Here is a 20,092-nt window from a genome sequence, read left to right as displayed (position 1 = left end):
CCAGACCCATCCGTCCGGATCCCTGCCAGTCGGCAGGCCTGTGCCCTCAACCGGGCCGAAGCCGCAGTCAATACCAATATATGTATATAGATGAAACCTTTTCAAATAAATGGCTACAGACACATACCCATTAATAAAACCTGATTATGTCTCTGCTTCAGGAAGCCTGAGCAACAAAGGCGCTGATTAGCACGCTCTGCCCTGAAGCCGCTGAGAAGCGCAGGTTTTCCGGGGTCAGGCGCGGGACGTGTTTGAGGGCGCAGCCCGAGTTGTCCCGCGCCCCCGGAAAAACGAGCATCGCAAGGAACCCCGCGTAGCGGGGCGGCTGATCGGGCGCGACTTGGGGGTGTCGGGGGGCTTGGCAAGACAAGCCCCCTGACGTGTTGCCGGGCACCCCCGGCATGGAAATACCGCGCCGGAGGCGCTAAAAACCTAGCTTCCTGAAGGAAAGACATAATCAGGTAATCAAAAGGAATGACTCTCCGGAACTGCATATCCATCGAAGCAGTGGGATAATCCGACATTTCCTCCCCGCCGCCCCGCCATGACCAGCGATCTCATCCAGCTTCTTCGCAACAAGGCACTCGCGCTGCTGGCCCGCCGCGAATACTCGCGCGCCGAGCTGGCACTGAAACTGCGCCGGCTGGTCGACGATGAAGACGGTATCGCGCTGATCGAGCAGGTACTCGACGACTTCAGGGATCGCAACTGGCTCTCAGACGAGCGCTTTGCCGAGCAGTGGGCGCTGCACCGCAGCCAGCGCTACGGCCCCAACCGGCTGCGGCAGGAATTGCGCCAGAAAGGCATCAGCGGCGAGCTGCTGGAAACGGCAATCAGCGAACACGCGGTCGATGAAACGGGCGCGGCGCGGCGCCTGTGGGAGCGCAAGTTCGGCACACCGCCGGCCGACCAGAAAGAACGCGCAAAGCAATTGCGCTTCCTGCTCGGGCGCGGCTTTTCGACGGAGGTCGCCTACCGCGTCGTCGGAGGCAGCGCGGACTGGGACGACGAGATCGCCTGATTGGCCTGGCGGCCCAGCCAGTCGCGAAAGAAATCGATGAACAGCCGCACCTTGGCCGGCAGATGCCGGCCGGCCGGATATACAGCGTAGATGCCGCCTTCCGGCAATTGCCAGTCCGGCAAGAGCCGAATCAGCTCGCCGCGCCGGATCGCTTCCTGCACCATGAAATCGGGCGCGATACCGATGCCGGCCCCTGCCTGCACCAGTGCCAGCAGCGTCGGTGGCGAGTTGGTCTGCGCCACGCCGTTGAGCCTTACCGTGCAGGCTTCGATGCCGGCTGCGGCGAACGTCCAGGTGGCCGGGCTCGCCAGCAGATTGAGCAGGATGGCCGGCTGTGTCGCCAGCTCGGCGGGGTGGCTGACGGTGCTGGATGCTGCAAAACCGGGGGAAGCCACCACCCACTGCGCGAAACTGGCGAGCTTGCTGGCTTTCAGCGAGGAATCCTGCAGCCAGCCCATGCGGATCGCCAGATCGATGCGCTCGGCGACCAGATCGAGCACTTCGTGCGTGGCAACCACGTCAAGCTGCAGGCCGGGATACGGCCGTGCAAAGGCGGCGAGCGCCGGCGCCAGCATCGAGGCGGCGTAATCGGCCGGTGCGGTGACGCGCAACACGCCGCGCGGCTCGGCATGCGCGGCATCAAGCTGCTGCACCGCGTCGTCAAGCTGCTGCAGGAGCGGTCCGCAGCGCTGGCTGAATGCTTCGCCCGCTTCGGTCAGCACCACGCGCCGCGTGGTGCGGGTAAAGAGCGTCACGCCGAGCTCGCCCTCCAGCCGCGCGACCTGCTGGCTGACGATCGCCTTGGCAACATCCAGCCGCTCGGCGGCGGCCGTGAAACTGCCCGCTTCGGCCACGGCGAGGAAGTACCTGATACGGTTGAGATCGGCGGTTTTGCCAGTCATGGCATGGCTCCTGCAAACGTCTGATGCGCTTAATTGTCTTGATTTTATAAACAGTAAATCATCAAAAACATTATTTATCAAAACAATGCAATCACGGAAGATGGCGCCATCAATACAGAGCGAGCCTTCCCGTGAACAAGACCTTCATCCTGATTTTCGACCCGTGGTGCGGCTGGTGCTATGGCGCGCAGCCGGGGCTGGAAAAACTGGCCGCGGCCCACCCCGATGCGACATGGCAGCTGCTGCCCTCCGGCCTTTTCTGCCACCCCGATTACCCCGACGACGATCGCCGCGCCTACTTCTGGCAGGCCGACCAGAAAATCGCCGCGCTGACCGGCCAGCCCTTTTCCACGGCATACCGCGAGCGGATCCTGGGCGATGCGACTCAGGCCTTTGATTCCAGCCTGACGACGCTGGCATGGTTCCTGATCAGCCGCTCTGCCCCGGAAAAGAGCGCCGCCATCCTGCACGCACTGCAGCGGCTGCGTTATGTCGACGGCGACGTGAGCCTGGCTGCGCACGCAAACGTTGGCGAAGCCTTCGGCATTCCGGCCGCCAGCCTGCGAACCGCGCTGGCCGAACCCTGGCCGGCTGAACTGCACGCACTGGTCGGCACTGCCCGCCGGCTGATGCAGGAACACGGCCTGCGCGGCGTGCCTGCGCTGCTGCTTACTGAAACAGGCAAACAGGGCCAACCCCAGGTGCTGCCCTCGCAGCTGCTGTACTGAACCGAATCACCCCCATAACGACACACAGGACCAACATCATGAAAATCGCACTCATCGGCGCCAGCGGCTTTATCGGCACGGCCCTCCTCAATGAAGCGCTGCAGCGCGGCCACACCGTCACCGCCCTCGTGCGCCAGCCGGAAAAACTGCCCGCACATCCGCAGCTCACCGCACTGCACAGCGATGTAGCCGACACGGCCGCGCTGGCCGCCCAGCTGAAGGGGCATGATCTGGTACTCAGCGCCTTCAGCGGCCACAGCACCAGCAGCACACTGGATTACTACCTGGCAGGCTTCCGCAGCATCGTGGCCGCCACCAAACAGGCTGCTGTCCGCCTGCTGACCATCGGCGGAGCGGGCAGCCTGTTTGTTGCACCGGGCGTGCAGCTGATCGATACCCCCGAATTTCCTGCCGAGTGGAAAGCCAGCGCCGAAGGCGCCCGTCAGGCCCTGCTGCAGCTGCGCGCAGAAGAGGACCTCGCCTGGACCATGGCCAGCCCCGCCGCGATGATTGCGCCGGGCGAACGCACCGGCCAGTTCCATCTCGGCCAGGATGATCTGCTGGTCGACGCGGAAGGCCAGAGCCGCATTTCGCTCGCCGACTTCGCCATTGCCGTGCTGGATGAAGCCGAAGCGGCCCGCTATCCGCAGCAGCGCTTTACCGCTGCCTACTGATTGCGACGGCAATATTACGCTTGTATGTCGGGCTCTGTTGATGTCTAGTTTGCGATGTCCGTTTGTGCTGTTTTTGGCCTGAGACAAGGCGCGAAGTCCACCGCATAGTCATTCTATGCAAGGGCTTTGCAACGCTGTATCAGGCCAAAAACAGCCAAACCCGGAGGGCTGGGCGTTTTTGCGCCGACTCCGCGTTGTTGCTTCGCTGACATAACTCGTTATGCGGCGCTCGCAACGCCTTGATTCGGCGCAAAAGCGCTCCACCGGACACACAAACAAGACATCAACAGAGCCTGGTGCATCAGGTTTTAAATGGCGGGCCGGCTCTGGCCGGCCCGCACGCATACCCATGACCATATAAACTCATAGCCAAATAAAACCGGAGGCTTCATAAACATACCCATGCATGACTCTACCAGCCCCGCCAGCAGCCGCTTTGCCGGCTGGGTAATCCTGCTCGGTGCGCTCACCGCACTCGGCCCGCTTTCCATCGACATGTATCTGCCAGGCCTGCCGGCGATTGCCAGCAATCTGCACGCCAGTGACGGCAGCGTGCAGCTCACGCTCGCCAGCTATTTCATCGGTCTGGCGCTCGGCCAGATGCTGTACGGCCCGCTGTCCGACCATTTCGGACGCAAACCGCCGCTGCTCGCCGGGCTGGCGCTCTATCTGCTGGCCTCGCTGGGCTGCGCGCTGGCGACGAGCATCGATGCGCTGATTGCGCTGCGTTTCGTGCAGGCACTGGGCGGCTGTGCGGGCATGGTGATTGCGCGCGCCATCGTGCGCGACCGCTGCGATGCCCGCTCCGCCGCGCAGGTCTTTTCCTCGCTGGTGCTGGTGATGGGCATAGCTCCGATTCTGGCGCCCCTGCTGGGCAGCTGGGTGGTGACCACGCTGGGCTGGCGGCCGCTGTTCTACCTGCTTGCCGCCTTTGCATTGAGCTGCATGATTGCGCTGCATCTGATGCTGCCCGAATCGCGCCCGGCGCAGACCGACCGGGCCTTCCATATTCCGGAAACGCTGCGTGCGTATCGCGCCCTGCTGGGCGACCGCGCCTTCATGGGCTACGCGATTACCGGCGGGCTGGCTGTCGGCGGGCTGTTTGCCTACATCACCGGCTCGCCCATCGTGATGATGAAGCTCTATGGCCTCTCGCCCAGCCATTACAGCATGATTTTCGGCAGCATTGCCGCGTGCTACATCATTGCCAGCCAGTTCAACGCGCGCTTTCTGAAAACCAGCTCGCTCGATACGCTGCTCTCCCGCGCGGTATCAATTCTTGCGCTCGCCAGCTCCACGCTGCTGGTCGTCAGCCTGCTTGCCACGCCGCCCTTCTGGCTGCTGCTGGGCTGCATCTACAGCTATCTGGCCGCGCTGGGCTTTGTCGCCGCGAATGCCACCGCCGGTGCTCTGGCGCGCCACGGCCAGCAGGCCGGGCTGGCCTCGGCGCTGATGGGAACACTGCAATTCGGCCTGGCGACCATCGGCGGCGTTCTGCTGGGCTTCTGGCATGACGGCAGCCCCCTGCCGCTGGCGAGCACACTGGCCTTCTGCGGCATCGGAGCCTGGCTGGCCTACCGTTTTCTGACCATCCGTCTGGAGCAGTAAAACTACCGCCTGCACGCGGTCTTTTTACCGCAGTGGCCGCTTGTGCGCGCTTTACGCAAACGGAATAATCGCCGCCAGCGTGCTGCAGCTTCAAGCGGCCCCCGAATCCATACTACGGAATCAGACTCATGCGCCTGCTTCGCTCTGCCCTGCTCGCCCTGTCACTACTGGGCGCCACAACCACCCATGCTGCCGGCTTGCTGAAGGAAAACCTCTTCACCCTGCCGCTGTCGGCCTTCCAGAAAAGCAGCAAGAATCCCGGCCAGGCAGTGTACCTGCAGCCCGGGGTCGACTTGCACGCCTACCGCAAGGTAATCGTGGAAACCCCGCTGTTCCTGCAAAAGGATGCCCAGGGTGAATGGACACTGCTGCAGCCCAGCGAAGAAAGCCGGATTGCCAGCTATTTCCAGCAGGCTCTCGCAGCAGAGATCGCAAAAACGGGGCTGACGGTCACCGATGAGGCCGGCCCGGATGTACTGCGCCTGCGCGTGGCGGTCACCGGCATGGGGCAGGTCCGTCCGGACAAGAAAGTGGTCGATATCCTGCCCGCAAAGGCGGCCATCAACCTCACCAAGCAGGTCGTCGGCCGCGAGCCCTACCTGCTGCGCGTGGGTACCATGGCACAGCTGGAAAATGCACAGACCGGCGAGCTGCTGGCCGGCAGCGTGAACCAGCGCCAGACCAGCAAGAGCAAGTTCAAGGATGAACAGATCACGCTGGAGCTGCTGCAGAAGGAAATCGATACGCTCTGCCGCAACAGCGCCCGCCAGCTCGCGCTGGCTCTGGGCGTGAATGCGGCACACTGAACGGGCAAAAAAAACACCCCGCAACATGGCGGGGTGAACAGGGAGATTGGAGCGTGATGTCCGCGCATGCAGGCAATTCTTTGCATCCGTAACGGAATCAGGTGATCTGACCAGGCATCCGCAGCCAAGTTCCCTTTTGCTTTCAAAAGACTTTGGTACTATTACCACTGCCGCCAGACGGCGTCTCAGTGGCTGGCAAACTCCAGTGTCAGGCCACTCTGGCCATGGCTGGCACTGCCCATCCAGTACAGCAGCGCCGGCACGATGGCTTCCACCGGCGGCAGGCTTTCCTTCGGCTCGGCCGGGTGCGTGGCCAGACGGAACGGCGACTGGATCGGCCCCGGCACCAGCAGGTTGATGCGCAACTGCGGCAGGTTGTCCCACTCGCTGGCGGCGATTTCGACCAGATTCTTCTGCCCTGCCTTGCTCACGCTGTAGCCGCCCCAGAAGGCTGCCGGCTGCAGTGCGTGCGATTCACCCAGATGAACGATGGCGGCATCCGGGGCACGGCTCAGGAGCGGCAGCAGGCCGCGGTTGATTGCGAACGGCGCAGCGACATTCACCTTGAACATGTCCACCCATTCGTCGAGTTTCTGGTTGGTCAGCGGCGACAGGAAGGAAAAACCGTTGGCGGCATGCAGGATGCCGTCAAGCCGACCAAATTCTTTCTGGATGGTGATGCCCAGTTGGGCGATTTCCGCCTCGCTGATCTTGGCCAGATCCATCGGAATGGCTGCCGGCTGCGGATAGCCGGCTGCTTCGATAGCATCGTAGGTGCGCGCGAGTTTTTTCTCGTTGCGCCCCAGCAGAATCACGGTGGCGCCATGCTGGGCGTAAGCCAGCGCAGCCGTTGCGCCCAGGCCCTGCCCCGCACCGGTCACCAGAATCACGCGACCAGCCAGCGAACCGGCCGGAGCCTGATAGTTTTTCCAATCTGTCATTGTCATATTTCCTGTAGAGCATCGAGCATCACGCCAAACCGTGATTCTACCCTGCCGCAAGAAGCAAGACGCAAGAAGCAGGAAACGCGCGGCAAACTGGATCCATTCGCCTAATCGCGGATGAAAATTGGGCAATCTGCATCAGGCTGCTCTATCTCCGCCCTTCAGTCTTGAATACCCTTGCTGCATCCTGATCTGATTCGAGTGTCATGCATGAACAACCATCTGCACGGCCGAGCCGGAGCCGCTGCGACCATCCACCAACCAAGCCAGTGCATTCACCGGCCGGCTATTTGAAAAGAAAAGGCCAGTGGCAGCCATGAGCCTGATAGGAAATCTGCGCCCTATGGCACGTTGTATCGGGCACAAGGACCGCAATTCCACTGGGCACCCCCCCTCCAAGCCGGGATGAGTAGTCAATTCAATTTTCTGCATTTCTGGATATAAAGAAACGCTGGGTTAGCGCAAACAGCAGCAGTGCGGGAATGATCGCCAGGATCACGGCGGCAAGAATCATGCCGGTGGAGACGGCGAACGGACCGGTCAGGTCGTGGAAGATACCGACGGCGAGCGGCATTTTTTCCCGGCTTTTCAGCACCACGGAAGGCCAGAAATAGTCGTTCCAGGACTGCACAAAGCTAAAAATCAGCAAGGTCGCGACCATGGGTCTGGCCATCGGCAGCGCGACGTGCCAGAGCAGTTGCCATTCGCCTGCGCCGTCAATGCGGGCAGCTTCCAGTACTTCACGCGGGAGATCCTGAAAAGCCTGTTTCATCAGCAGCACGCCAAATGCGCTAGCCAGATTGGGGATGATGACCGAACTGTAACTGTCGATCAATCCGAGCCGTGAAAAGGTCAGGTAATTGGGAATCATCGACAGTTCAGACGGAATCATCAGCGTGATCACCAGCAGCGTCAGTAGCGGTGTTTTGCCTCGGAAGTTGATCATCGCGAAGGCATAACCGCAAGGTATGGCCAGCAAAGCTATGAATACGGTTGTGATGATGGCGATACCCAGTGAATTGATCAGGTAGCGCCCGAACGGAATTTCGGCAAGCACGCGCTCGAACCAGAAAAATCCCGGTCTGGTTGGCCAGAAGGCCGACGGAAAGTGCCAGATATTGCCTGTGTCGGTAGATAGCGCGCTGGAGACTACCCAGACCAGTGGAAACAGGGTCAGCATGGTCATTGCCAGCAGAATGCCGTAACGGGCCAATTCAGGTGTGGCGCGGGCCAGCCGCTGCGCGCGAGAAAGGATGCAGCGTAGGGACTGGTTTGGCGTGAGGATGGTGCTCGACATCTTGATTCTCCCTTATCCATTACAGTCCGCGGCGCAGCAGGCCATCTTCGCCCAGCCATTTCCACTGCAGCCAGGCCAACCCCAGGCAAACCAGTGTAAGCAGCAGTGCGGCGGCGGCGGCCACGCCGAAGTTCAGCCCGAAAATGGCGGCGCCAAACACATAGAGCGGCACGGTCTGGGTGTCGGCGTCGCCCCCGGTCATCACCAGAATTTCCTGGAAGGCGCGCAGCGCGCTGATGGTGCACAGTAATGTGCTCAGCAGAATCACGGGTTGAATGGCCGGAAAGACCACGTGACGCAGGCGCATGCCGTAGTTCGCTCCGTCAAGCGTTGCTGCTTCAAGCAGTGTTTTCGGCACGGCTTGGAGACCTGCCAGATACAACACCATGTAATAGCCGATGTGTTTCCAGCAGAAAAACGCCATAACCGACCACAGCGCCGTGCGCTGATCATTAAGCCAGTCCGGCATCTGCTGCATGTCGACCCCCAGCAGCGTGGCGCCGATCCAGGTGAGCATCCCGTCCGGCATCAGAATCTGGCGCCAGACCAGTGCGCCAATCGAAATTGCGATCACCACCGGGGTATAGAACAGGACCCGGAATGTACCCAGCAGGGGCTTGTCCGGATTCAGCAATAGTGCCAGTGCCAATGCGCAAATCTGGATCACCGGCACAGTGAGCAGGAAGAGCGCCGAATTTTTGACTGCCGGATGAAAGGTGGAATCATCTTCGGCAAGTGCCACAAAGTTGGCAAAGCCGTTCCAGAGCGTATTGCCGGTACGCAAATGGAAATCATGAAAGGCCAGCCAGCCATTGAAGAGCAGTGGCCAGACCGTAAACACGGCAAAAAACAACAGAAATGGGCTCGCCATTATCCAGGCATGACGTTGATGAACTCCAGGCATGGCCATGATCTTTCCTCAGCAACTTGAACCGCTTCATTGTTGAAATTCGTACGGCCCACAAGTTTTCAGGACTTGCGATTTCAGTGGCGCACACGACTTCGCAAGGCATGAAAACTTTTACCGACCCAGCGGCTTACAGTTCGGGCTGATAAAGCCCTGGAGGATGATCATGATTCGCTTTGGTTTGAAACGGATAATTACCGTGGCCATGTTATTGCTGATACTGGGATGGACTGGCTGGGAATGGTGGCCTCGTCCGCCATTGACGCCCGGGACTCCGCAGCTGCAGCCGGGCAAGAAAGTCCAGCGCATAGTGACCGTCGTGCCTGACGACTGGGAGCAGTTTGACCCCAACAAGATCATGGAAACACAGGCCGCGAAATTCCCGGGCCAATACTGGCTTTCCGGGCCGGGCAACCGGCGGATGGTGGCACTGACGTTTGATGATGGTCCGACCGAATACAGCCGGCAATTGCTTGATGTGCTGGCCAAGCATCATGTGAAAGCAACATTCTTCTGGCTTGGGCTACGGCTGGAAGACTCGCCGGATATTGTGCGCAGGGCTTATCTGGAAGGGCATACGCTGGGCAGTCACGGTTTCGATCATGGCGAACTGGTGCCCCTTGATGCACCACCGAAGGCCGATGGCACCATGATCGCAATGGAAGACAGCTATGTCTGGGATGAGCAGTTCGGGCGCACACAGGCAATTTATCAGAGACTGCTGGGCGTGACGCCGGCGCTGATGCGCCCGCCTTATGGACGCATGAACAATGACCAAATTGGCATGATGCGCCAGCATGGCCTGACCGTGATTCAGTGGTCGCTGGATACACGTGACTGGTTTCGAAACCGGATGCTGTTTGGAACGCATAATATTGTCCGTGCCGTTCAGGACAATCTGCATGAAGAGGCCATTATTCTGATGCACGATGGTGGTGGCAAGCGAAGCCAAACCGTTGAGGCTGTTGATCAGCTGATTCCTTGGCTAAAGGCAAGTGGCTATGAACTGGTGACGATTGACCAGTTGCTGGGTATTCCTGCGTATCAGAAATCACCTAAACCGGCCGCCCCTGTCACGCATAAACCATAAGCGCTCAGATATTGGCTTTATTGCGGCGCACCGGCACAGCCAGATAACCATAGGTGCGAGTAATCATCCCTCGGCTGCTCAGGCAATCGCGGTATTCACGGTCTTCCAGCACCCAACCGGAATCCGGTAACCAGTGCTGCAGATAGTATTCCATTGCCATTGCCGGGTTGCCGCTGAACGGCAGCATGGCAAAACGCCCGCCAGGCAAAACCCGCGTACTCATGGCCGGATCGACCGGCGCAGTCTCCGGAATGACCACACAACGGTCGTAATGCTGGTAAGGCAAGCCACACAGCCCTGACGTACTGTGAAAAGCTCCGATCCATTCCGCCTCGCTGCCCGCATAGGGTTGCTGGCGATACCAGTCCTGCAGTTGTGTCCAGCCCAGCGACAGTGCCCAGTTGGCCAGTCCACGCGAACGAATATAAGCCACGCGGACTGGCGGCAGAACTTCGGTTTCAATCCGCCCCGAGCTGACAATCAGCTTTGGTTGTGGCTTGAGTTGATGCTGCAGACGCCCCAGTAGTTGGCGGGTTTCCGTTTTCCGGACTTCCATGATTTGTTGGGCACCTTCGCTACGCCACTGGCGTGGACTCATGCCGAATGCCCACTGAAAGGCTCGCGAGAAATTGGCCGGAGAATTAAACCCGCCATCCATGGCCAGCATGGCAATCGGCAGCGAATCTTCATGCAGCAAGCGTCCAGCGACACGGGCCAGGCGCTGGCGACGGATGTAATCCTGAGGCGTCTGCCCGGTTACTGCGAAAAACAGGCGGTGGAAATGATAGGGCGAATAGCACGCGGTAGTGGCCAGCTGGTTCAGCGTCCAGGGCTGGTCATAACGCTGGTCGATCAGATCAACAACCTGATTGATCCGGACGATATGCCGGGGAAGTAGGCTGGGATCAGGTTGTTCCGTCAGCAGTAAATCCACCGCTCCCACTCCACGATGCGAATACAGGAAAGCACGATAGATTTGCATGGTGTCATGCATGAAATAGCGGCACAAGAGGAACATCTGCACTGCGTCAAACAAGCCGCGCAATCAATCTGCCAGGCGGATACGCACTACCAATTTCAGCTCACAGTGGGCTCCAGTCCTCCTGCCACGCAACAAGCCGGGCTCTCACTACCTCAGCTACCAGACAGACCACGGTGCTCACCACTCAAGTGACATTGCATGGCAGAGGGCGACGAAATGAGCTGTTGCTCACCTTTCGGAATACACCTAGTAATACGGCTGCAATTATGCCGAGCGCCATCAGCAAGGCCAGCCAGAAGCCGCGTACGCCCACTCCCTGCCAGTCGCCATGGCCGAATGCAAGCAGATAACCTAGAGGCAGAGCGACTAGCCAGAATGCCGGCAGACACACCAGCAATGGCGTACTGGTGATTTTGTAGCCGCGCAAGATTCCGGCAAGCAGAATCTGGCCGGTATCGAATAATTGGCAGACTGCGGCAATCATGAGCAGATCACTGGCGATCAATCGTACAGCCTGATTCCTCGTGTAAAGGCTGGGCAGCACGTCATGTCCCAAGCAAAGCAGCATGGCGCTTACTGTCGCAATCAGCAATCCCATGATCAGTCCGGTTATCGCTGTCTGGCGGGCGGCATGCTGATTCTGTGCGCCAAGAGCTTGGCCTATACGCACGGTCAGTGCTTTGCTGAGTCCCGTCGGAATCATGACCAGCATCACGCCCAGATTTTGCGCAATCTGGTGTGCGGCGATCATCATGCTCCCCAGAGGAACCAGCAACAGGGTCATGCAGGCAAACGCACTCATCTGCACCAGAAAGGTCAGCCCGATCGGCAGGCCGAGGCGAAACAATTGCTGCTGGCTTGTCCAGTGCGGCGCCCGGAAGTTGCAAAACGGTTGGCTGGCGCGATAAGCCGGTGTAAACCGTATCCAGAGGATTGCTGCCAGGGCGCCCAGCCAGGCACAGGTGCTGGAGGCCACACCGCAGCCCACACCACCAAGCGCCGGAGCGCCAAGGTGGCCATAAACAAAAATCCAGTTCAAAGGGATGTTAAGCAGCAAGGTGGCGACAGCGATCACCATCATGGTGCGTGGCAAGCCGATCGCCGTGCTGTAGCTGCCCAGCACCCGCTGCATGGCCAGTGGGGGCACGCCCCAGCCGATGGCAGCCAGAAACTGGCTGGCATTCCCGGCATCACGCGGTGCCAGCCCCAGACGGGGAAATATCCACGGGCCGGCAAACTGGAACAGTAGTGTGAATAATGCTCCGGTCAGCAGCACCTGCCACAGCGCCTGCTGCACCCAGTGTGCAATGGCAGCCACATTTCCGGCGCCAGCCTGATGCGCGACCAGCGGACTGACCGCCAGGGCAAGCCCCATCAGGGTCACCATTGCGCACAACCAGACCGATGCGCCGACCGAGATCACCGCCAAGTCTGCTGCCGAAGCATGGCCAGCCATGACGGAGTCTATAAACCCCATGCCGGTACCCGCCAACTGGCTGATGATCATCGGCCAGGCCAGCGCCCAAGTCTGGCGGGCGTCATGTAAATGGCGCGGTAGAGGCATGTTTTCCCTGCATTCTGAAGGCTGTTGTCTCCGGAGCAGCAGTACAACCAAAGACTGACAGTAAACTGGCGATCAGTCTATGCGTGGTACAACAAGGAAGTTACCTCAGATTGCGAAATATAAGCCCAAGGCTCGTGCGGCATGAGCTGATTGCTGAGAGCGGCATGTTTGCAGCCGTCTGCTAGATTGCAAGGCCAACTACACCTGCTGCCGCGGCACAGCCGCTACGCACGGCACCTTCCAGCGTTGCTGGATACACGGAATCAGGCTGCTCGCCAACCGTGTAATCACCGGCCAGCCACAGACCCGGCAGCGCAGTGGCATTGCCCGGGCGCGGCAAATCAGGGGTGCAGGCAAAGGTCGCGCGTTTTTCGTGGATGACACGGCTCCATTGCGGCGGCTTGCGCAGGCCGAAATGCTGCACGAGTTCCTCGTGCACGCGCTGCGCCAGCTTGACTGCATCCCAGTCGCTGTAATCGCCGCGCGCCGAGAGCACGACGGCAAACAGGCCGGGGCTGCCGTGAATCTGCCCGCGGTCAAACACCCACTGGCACAGGCCGCCGGCGACGCCGATCATTGGCGTTTCCAGCCGTACATCCGGCTCATATTGCAGGTAAACCGTCTGGATCGGCTGGTAGTGCAAGGCGGCAAGTTGCCCCCGCAATGTGTCCAGCGCCGCAGTCTCCGGCAGCAGATCGGCCACACGCTGCGGCGAGACGGCCAGCACGACGGCGGCGAAACGCTCGTCGCCGGCATCCAGCTGCCAGCCAGCTTCATCGCGGGCAATGCTACGCACCAGGCTGCTGGTTCTAACCTCGCTGCCACGATCAGCCAGCCAGTCTGCGGCCGGTTGCGGGAACAGTTCGGTGAAATCGACCCGCGGAATCAGCAGATCACCATCGTGCCGCCCCCCCATCAGGCTGTCGCGGAGCACGTTGAGCAGAATCTGCGCCGAAGCCGTTTCCAGCGGCGTGTTCAGCGCGGCGACCACCAGCGGCTGCCAGAAGCGCTCGATCAGCTGCGGCGATTGCCCGCCCTGCTGCAGCCAGTCGAGCACGGGCATATCCCTGCCAAGGCGAAAACCGGCGAGCTGCGCGCCGAGCACCAGTTTCATGAGGCTGAATTTATCGCCCCAACCGATTCCCTGCGCACCCAGCAAGGCGCCAAGGCTGTGCAATGGCGCCGGCCACTCGGGCGCGACCATGCGGAAATCACCGTGCGGTGTTCGCTGCTGCAGCGTCAGCGGCAGGCGCAGCAGTGCTTGCGCCTCGTCAACGCCAACCTGCTGCATCAGACCCAGCAGCGTGCGGTAGGCCCCGATCAGGATGTGCTGGCCATTATCAAGGCGACGCCCGTCGAGTTCGACGCCACGGGCACGCCCGCCCAGCATTTTTGCGCCTTCGAACACGCACACGCGGCGGCCACCCGCCGCCAGCGTCACAGCCGCAGCCATGCCGGCGTAACCGCCGCCAATGATAGCGATGCGCTGCTCAGCCGGCATGCTCAGGCGAACCACCAGGCCTTCCAGGCCAACCAGAGCTTGCGCGCGCCACCAAGGCTGAGGCGCTGGTTCAGCACCTTCTGTGCGCCATCGGCGTGGATTTCGTTCAGCGTTTCGCGGTAGATGGCTGCCATGATCAGGCCGCAGCGCTGGCTCTTGCGATCGACTGCCGGCAACTGGGCCAAGGCCTGGTCATAAAAGGCCTGCGCGCGTTCGATCTGGAACTCCATCAATGCCTTGAAGGCATCGGTTTCGCGGTAATTCACCAGATCATCCATCGGCACATTGAAGCGCTGCAACTCGTCGATGGGCAGATAGACGCGACCACGGCGGATGTCTTCACCGACGTCGCGGATGATGTTGGTCAGCTGGAAGGCAATGCCCAGATCGTGTGCGTATTTCAGCGTCTTGCGGTCCTGATAGCCGAAAATGCTGGCAGCCAGAATGCCGACCACCGAAGCGACGCGGTAGCAATACAGCTGCAAGTCCTTGAAAGCGTTGTAGCGCGGCACATCAAGGTCCATCTGCATGCCGTCGATGATTTCCAGGAAATACTCGCGCTGCAGGTCGTAAGCCTTCACCGCCGGCAGCAAGGCTTTGGTGACCGGATGCTGCGGGTTGCCGGCATACATCTGGTCAACTTCACCGCGCCACCAGTTGAGCGTGGTGCGCGCAACCTGATCGTCATGCGTTTCATCGACCACGTCGTCCACTTCGCGGCAAAAGGCATACAGTGCGGTGATCGCGCGGCGCCGCTCAGCCGGCAGAAAGCGGAAACTGGAGTAAAAGCTGGAACCGCTCTTCGCGGCCTTGTCTTCACAATACTGATCGGGGGTCACGATGTGGACTCATGCTGGCAGGGTGTTGATCGGTTTGTTCATATCAATGTGCGGCAAGACGGGGCGCGGGCCGTTATCGGCCGGCTAGGGATTGCTCGCCGCTGCAGGCTGGTCATACGGAATGGCGACCTCGCGCCGGCTGGCTCCGGGCTGCGGGAAATCGCGAAAAATGGCGCGAATCAGCCAGGGCACGGCGGGCTCGATGACATTGCGCGTGCTGGTATTGACCGCCCGAGCCTCGTAGAGCTTGGCAAACTGTCCGGCTTTCAGTGCCTGCGGATCGAAGATATCCAGCGTCAGCTCGCGGCCATACCAGACCGTCTGCGTGGCATCCGGATAAATCGGGAAACTCATGCCTATCCCGCCCCAGGACCAGCCGCCACCAAAGATGCCGACGCTGGTCGTCACCGGGAACTGCGTGGTGGTGCTGACAGGGCCACTGAGACGCCAGTCAAAGCGCACCAGCCAGTCGGCAAACTGTCCATCACCGACCTGAGTAAGCCCGCGCGCTTTCAGCTCGCGTACGACCTGTGCCGCATAATCGCGCCGGGCAAGGCTTTGTTCCTGTCCTGCGGGCGTCTCGATCATGAAACGCTTGCCCGCTACCGGGCAGCTCGCCGGCAGCGTGCTGCGGCTCGACACTTGTGCAACAAACTGCGGTGCGGCGCAGGCCGTACACAGCAGAACAAGCAGAAGGCTCACCATACGCATAACCGTATCCTCACAAAGCCCTTACATTGAAAAGGCTGAAGGCACATACCCTCAATACCAATTGCGCCACCACATTATGCAGGTTAGCCGCCAGTTCAGACATCGCCAGCCTCATCGCGTCGCAAATGCCAGGCATATACAAGTACTGCCAGCGCCAGCAGCATGCCGAGTACACAGCTGCCGCGCAGCAGTCCGGCCAGCAGCGTGTCATGTTGCAGCATTCCCCATCGCCCGAGGATTTCGGTCCAGTCATGCTCGCCATTACCGACCAGCGGCAGAAGCTGCGCGCGGGCATCGGCCATGTAGCGGCCGATATTCAGGCCGTTTTCGAGCAGCCACAGTGCCGCTACACCAGCGCTGGCGCTTTCGCGACGACGCCAGAAATGCCAAAGCACCACGGCAGGAAACACCAGCTGGCCCAAGGTGCCGCCATAGACAGTCAGCCGCTCGCTGAAAATGCCGAACAGCGGATGGCCGGCCTCGTGAAACAGCAGGTTGGCGCCATCGAGCAGCGGCACCCACTGCTCGCCGCTAAGCGCCTGCCAGAGCACCCATAGCGTTCCGAGGACGATGGCAGCGAGCGCAGTGCCGGACACCCGTGTCCAGCCTGCGCGCTCGGTGGCGAACAAGTGCTCGACTTCTGCGGGAATGCGGCTCATGCGAACGGAAACCTGTCCATGTGCCTCAGGCGATGCGACCAGGAATACGCGGCGTGTTGACCACGACGTCAGCGCATTGCGCGCGGTGGCGCAGCGCGTGGTCGATCAGCGTCAGCGCCAGCATGGCTTCGGCAATCGGCGCGGCACGGATGCCGACGCAGGGGTCATGGCGGCCGGTAGTGGCCATCAGCACCGGATTGCCATCCTTGTCGATCGAATTCCGCTCCTGCGCAATGCTGGACGTCGGCTTGATAGCGATATTGACGACAATGTCCTGCCCGGTGGAAATGCCGCCTAGAATGCCGCCCGCTTCGTTGGCAGCAAAGCCCTGCGGGGTAAGCTCGTCGCAGTGTTCGCTGCCGCGCTGGGCAATCGACCTGAAACCGGCACCAATTTCAACGCCCTTCACGGCATTGATGTTCATCATGTTGAAGGCGATGTCGGCGTCCAGGCGGTCATATACCGGCTCGCCCCAGCCCACCGGCACATTTTCGGCCACAACGGTAATCTTCGCGCCAACGGAATCACGTTCCTTCCGGATGGCGTCCATGTAGTCTTCGAGCTGCTGGACTATCCCGGCATTGGGCGCAAAGAAGGGGTTGTTGCCAACCTCGTCCCAGCTCTCGAACGGAATTTCGATTTCGCCCAGCTGGCTCATGCAGGCGCGAATCACCACGCCGTATTTTTCCTTCAGCCATTTCTTGGCAATCGCGCCAGCAGCAACACGCACCGCGGTTTCACGCGCACTGGAGCGGCCGCCACCACGGTAATCGCGGATGCCGTACTTGTGCCAGTAGGTATAGTCGGCATGCCCCGGGCGGAAGGTTTCGACAATCTTGCCGTAATCGTGACTGCGCTGGTCGGTGTTGCGGATCAACAGGCCAATCGACGTACCCGTGGTCTTGCCTTCGAACACGCCGGAGAGGATTTCCACCTGGTCAGGCTCGCGGCGCTGGGTAACATGGCGACTGGTGCCGGGCTTGCGGCGATCCAGTTCGATCTGGATGTCCTCCGCACTGAGCTCCATTCCCGGCGGGCAGCCATCAACCACGCAGCCAATGGCCGGGCCATGCGACTCGCCAAACGAAGTAACGGTAAACAGCAAACCGAGCGTATTGCCGGACATGTTTCAATCCCCTAGGCGGTACAAGAAATCCGCCGTTGCATCAATTCAAAGCGGCGATTCTAGCACGAGCCTCCCCGTATCGTTGCGGCCACCCGAAAACGGCGCACCCCGCGCAAGGCGGGGTGCTGGGATGCGACTCGACTGCCGGGAGACGATCAGCGACGAGCGCCCGTTGCCGCCAGTTTGGCCGCAGCCGATGCTGCACTCATGCTGTCGTTGTGCCAGAACTCGTACACCACCTCGATCAGCGCTTTTTTCATGTCGTCCTGTACGGCCATATTGTGTGCCCAGGATGGAACGAGCACATTCTTGCCGGCAGCCTGCACGAAATCCTTGGCCGAATCGCGGCCGTAGGCGTCGAGCTGGTTGTGGTCGATATCGGTGCGCGCCGGGATGCTGCCCTTGTGCTTGTTGTAGGCGATTTGCCCTTCGTGGCTCATCAGCAGCTCAGCAAAATCGCGCTGGGCGATATGGCGCACCGGATCATCCTGGCGGTACATGGTGAGTGTGTCAGCCGCAAAACTGTATTCACCAGCCTGCGTCGGCGCGGCCCAGAACAGGTAATCGGTGCCCGGCGCCTTGCCGGCCGTATCGAATTCACCCTTCACCCAGTCACCCATCAGCTGCATGGCAGCACGGCCATTGATGATGTCTGCGGTAGCAAGATTCCACTCGCGACCAACCGGATCGGGTGTGCAATAGGGCTTGAGGCGGCGGAAGGTTTCCAGCGCGCGGATGGTCTGTGCACCTGCCAGCGCGGTCTGGTCCAGCTTGCTGAAGGCGGCCATATACCAGCTGGCACCATTGAGCCCCAGCGACACGGCTTCAAAAAGTGTCGCTACCTGCCACTTCACTTCACTATGCGCCAGCGGCGTGATGCCCGCCTGCAGCAGGCGCTCGCAAATGTTGAAGAACTCATCCCAGGTGCTTGGCGGACGGTTCACGTTGATGCGGCGCATCAGATTGGCATTCACCCACAGTACATTGACCCGGGCAACACCCAGCGGCACGGCGACATAGTGGCCATCGGCGTGCATCATGTCGTCAAGCACCGGCGGCAGAATCTGCGCCCAGCGCTGTTCGGCAGCCAGATTGTCCAGATTGGCAAGAACCCCCTTGCCGGCCCAGTTCTGGATTTTCACGCCACCGATGGCGGCGGCGGTCGGCAGATTGCCTTCTTCCACCGCCTTTTTCAGCATGCCCGGCACGTCTTTGCCGCTATGCGTATCACTCCAGTGGTGGCCGATCTTGTTGAGTCGCGCCTTGATGTCGGCCACGGCACGGAAACCACTGGCGGCAAACCAGCTGTGCAGAACAACAATGTCCTCGAGGCGGAATTTGCCCACGGCTTCCATCAGCTCCCGGGCACGTACGTCGAGCTGCTCCAGCGCGCGCTTGGCCTGTTGCAAAGCAGAATCGCTCGATTGCGACATGGCATTGATCTGCTCGGCAGAGCGCGCCATCGTCGTACTGGCCGCGGTCTGCTCGCGGGTGGATTCGGCAATTTCACGCACGGCCGAGTACACGTGCTGCATGCGACTTCCGATGTCCAGCATGTGGCGCCGCGCCTCTTCGGCACGCTCGGCGCTGCCAGAAACGCTCTGCGCGGTCGCGCCCATGGTTGCAACAGCCTGCTGTGTCTCATTGCTTACCGACGTAATGCGCTGGGTAATTTCGACGGTTGCCTTGGCACTGCGCTCGGCCAGCTTGCGCACCTCATCGGCAACCACTGCGAAGCCACGACCCTGCTCGCCGGCACGTGCAGCCTCGATGGCGGCGTTCAGCGCCAGCAGATTGGTCTGTTCGGCAATATCCTGGATCACACCGACGATGCTGCCGATTTCCTGCGAACGCTTGCCCAGTTCGTTCATGGTGTCGCCCAACGCATGAATGGCATTGGACATCTGCGCCACTTCGTCGGAAACCCGCTGCACCGATGCGGCACTCACACCGGAGAGTTCCTGCGTTTCGGCGACCACACTATCCACATCGTTGGCATTGTCGGCAATGTGCGTGATGCTGACGGTAATTTCCTCCACCGCTGCAGCCGACGCTGCGGCAAAATCGGACTGGGTATGACTGTCTTTCACCAGCTGGCCGGTCACGGTCGTCAGCTCGCGCAACCCCAGCGACAAGCCTTCCATATCGCGTTGCACTTCGCGGAAAGTGCCCTGCAGAACTGTGGCAAAACTGTTGAAACCCCGAGCGATGTCGACAAAATCCTCGCCGCCCGTTTCCGGCAACCGCGTAGTCAGATCGGCACCACCGGCCCCCAGCCGCTGCATCGTGCGGCGCAAATTCTGCAGAGGCAACAGCAAGCGATTGAGCAATACGGCCTGGAGAACTGTAATAACCAGAACTCCGGCGATCAGCAAGCCGGCCTGCAGCAGCTGGCTATCCTTCCCCAATTCGCCGAGCAGCAGAAACAGGGCTATCACGCCGATGATATTGATGGCACCAAGAGCAGCTAGGATGCGCTGACTGATTGACATGGAATTTTTCCTCGTTCTTGTTTTCCGGGGCGCACAACTTCCGGTTTGACTCACGATGCAGCCAGCCCGATCCATTGTCGATAAAGTCATTTCCTTACATGGTCAGGCTGCTACTGCAAAACGCTTGCCTTTGCCCCCTGGACTGTCTTGCCAACTGACACTTCAGCATAGACAAGACGGCCAAGCATGGGCAACAGCAGGCAATACAAAGCAAACAGGCCGGCCGGAAGATCGGCCGGCC

The 20,092-nt window shown here is 60.5% G+C and carries 18 protein-coding genes; 6 read left to right on the top strand and 12 right to left on the bottom strand.

The features are described 5' to 3' along the window. The first annotated feature begins 544 nt into the window (after positions 1-544). Positions 545-1,021, top strand: coding sequence for a recombination regulator RecX (gene recX / locus H559_RS0100195; RefSeq protein ID WP_028451004.1), 477 nt, complete (start codon positions 545-547; stop codon positions 1,019-1,021). Here recX and H559_RS18170 read toward each other — a convergent pair. Continuing rightward, positions 973-1,923, bottom strand: a complete 951-nt coding sequence (locus H559_RS18170; protein WP_051278771.1) for a LysR family transcriptional regulator — start codon at positions 1,921-1,923, stop codon at positions 973-975. The genes recX and H559_RS18170 overlap by 49 nt on opposite strands. A gap of 131 nt (positions 1,924-2,054) precedes the next feature. On the opposite strand from H559_RS18170, the gene H559_RS18165 reads away from it, so the two are divergent. The 4 genes from H559_RS18165 (at position 2,055) to H559_RS0100170 (ending at position 5,739) form a co-directional block, all read left to right on the top strand. Continuing rightward, positions 2,055-2,651 (top strand): DsbA family protein, encoded by a 597-nt coding sequence (locus H559_RS18165; protein ID WP_051278770.1) that lies wholly within the window; start codon positions 2,055-2,057, stop codon positions 2,649-2,651. A gap of 38 nt (positions 2,652-2,689) precedes the next feature. Next, positions 2,690-3,325 carry an NAD(P)-dependent oxidoreductase gene (locus tag H559_RS0100180; RefSeq protein ID WP_028451003.1) on the top strand — a complete coding sequence of 212 codons (636 nt, stop codon included), beginning with the start codon at positions 2,690-2,692 and terminating at the stop codon, positions 3,323-3,325. A 402-nt stretch (positions 3,326-3,727) separates the two neighbouring features. Continuing rightward, positions 3,728-4,933, top strand: a complete 1,206-nt coding sequence (locus H559_RS18160) for a Bcr/CflA family multidrug efflux MFS transporter (protein WP_034639180.1) — start codon at positions 3,728-3,730, stop codon at positions 4,931-4,933. A 128-nt stretch (positions 4,934-5,061) separates the two neighbouring features. Beyond that, positions 5,062-5,739, top strand: coding sequence for a DUF3313 domain-containing protein (locus H559_RS0100170; RefSeq protein WP_028451002.1), 678 nt, complete (start codon positions 5,062-5,064; stop codon positions 5,737-5,739). 185 nt (positions 5,740-5,924) lie between these two features. Here the strand turns inward: H559_RS0100170 and H559_RS0100165 are convergent, their stop codons facing one another. From H559_RS0100165 to H559_RS0100155, 3 genes are all read right to left on the bottom strand, one after another. Then, positions 5,925-6,680: an SDR family NAD(P)-dependent oxidoreductase gene (locus tag H559_RS0100165; RefSeq protein WP_034639177.1), complete on the bottom strand. Its 756-nt coding sequence runs from the start codon at positions 6,678-6,680 to the stop codon at positions 5,925-5,927. Positions 6,681-7,101: 421 nt separating this feature from the next. Then, the gene (locus tag H559_RS0100160) at positions 7,102-7,980 is read right to left on the bottom strand and encodes a carbohydrate ABC transporter permease (RefSeq protein ID WP_245579307.1); all 879 of its coding nucleotides are present in this window, start codon (positions 7,978-7,980) and stop codon (positions 7,102-7,104) included. A gap of 19 nt (positions 7,981-7,999) precedes the next feature. Continuing rightward, positions 8,000-8,851 carry a carbohydrate ABC transporter permease gene (locus H559_RS0100155; RefSeq protein ID WP_245579306.1) on the bottom strand — a complete coding sequence of 284 codons (852 nt, stop codon included), beginning with the start codon at positions 8,849-8,851 and terminating at the stop codon, positions 8,000-8,002. A 202-nt stretch (positions 8,852-9,053) separates the two neighbouring features. On the opposite strand from H559_RS0100155, the gene H559_RS0100150 reads away from it, so the two are divergent. Continuing rightward, entirely contained in the window at positions 9,054-9,977 is a 924-nt protein-coding gene (locus tag H559_RS0100150; RefSeq protein ID WP_162143277.1) for a polysaccharide deacetylase family protein, read from the top strand. Between the two features lie 4 nt (positions 9,978-9,981). Here the strand turns inward: H559_RS0100150 and H559_RS0100145 are convergent, their stop codons facing one another. From H559_RS0100145 to H559_RS21190, 8 genes are all read right to left on the bottom strand, one after another. Then, the gene (locus H559_RS0100145) at positions 9,982-10,959 is read right to left on the bottom strand and encodes an AraC family transcriptional regulator (RefSeq protein ID WP_162143276.1); all 978 of its coding nucleotides are present in this window, start codon (positions 10,957-10,959) and stop codon (positions 9,982-9,984) included. Between the two features lie 184 nt (positions 10,960-11,143). Further along, positions 11,144-12,523, bottom strand: coding sequence for an MATE family efflux transporter (locus H559_RS18155; protein WP_051278768.1), 1,380 nt, complete (start codon positions 12,521-12,523; stop codon positions 11,144-11,146). Between the two features lie 181 nt (positions 12,524-12,704). After that, a complete protein-coding gene (gene hpnE / locus H559_RS18150) occupies positions 12,705-14,039 on the bottom strand; it encodes a hydroxysqualene dehydroxylase HpnE (RefSeq protein WP_211230861.1) in 1,335 nt (444 codons plus the stop codon). Next, positions 14,027-14,863 carry a presqualene diphosphate synthase HpnD gene (gene hpnD, locus H559_RS0100130; RefSeq protein ID WP_028450996.1) on the bottom strand — a complete coding sequence of 279 codons (837 nt, stop codon included), beginning with the start codon at positions 14,861-14,863 and terminating at the stop codon, positions 14,027-14,029. The genes hpnE and hpnD overlap by 13 nt, the downstream gene beginning before the upstream one ends. A gap of 84 nt (positions 14,864-14,947) precedes the next feature. Next, a complete protein-coding gene (locus H559_RS0100125; protein WP_162143275.1) occupies positions 14,948-15,568 on the bottom strand; it encodes a DUF4136 domain-containing protein in 621 nt (206 codons plus the stop codon). A 101-nt stretch (positions 15,569-15,669) separates the two neighbouring features. Next, positions 15,670-16,233: a hypothetical protein gene (locus H559_RS18145; protein WP_211230860.1), complete on the bottom strand. Its 564-nt coding sequence runs from the start codon at positions 16,231-16,233 to the stop codon at positions 15,670-15,672. A 25-nt stretch (positions 16,234-16,258) separates the two neighbouring features. After that, the gene (aroC, locus tag H559_RS0100115; protein WP_028450994.1) at positions 16,259-17,359 is read right to left on the bottom strand and encodes a chorismate synthase; all 1,101 of its coding nucleotides are present in this window, start codon (positions 17,357-17,359) and stop codon (positions 16,259-16,261) included. 155 nt (positions 17,360-17,514) lie between these two features. Beyond that, positions 17,515-19,851, bottom strand: coding sequence for an extracellular solute-binding protein (locus tag H559_RS21190; RefSeq protein ID WP_051278767.1), 2,337 nt, complete (start codon positions 19,849-19,851; stop codon positions 17,515-17,517). Between the last annotated feature and the right edge of the window lie 241 nt (positions 19,852-20,092).

The organism is Chitinilyticum aquatile DSM 21506, from assembly GCF_000430805.1.
Lineage (GTDB): Bacteria > Pseudomonadota > Gammaproteobacteria > Burkholderiales > Chitinibacteraceae > Chitinilyticum > Chitinilyticum aquatile.
This window is presented reverse-complemented; position numbering and strand designations above follow the sequence as displayed.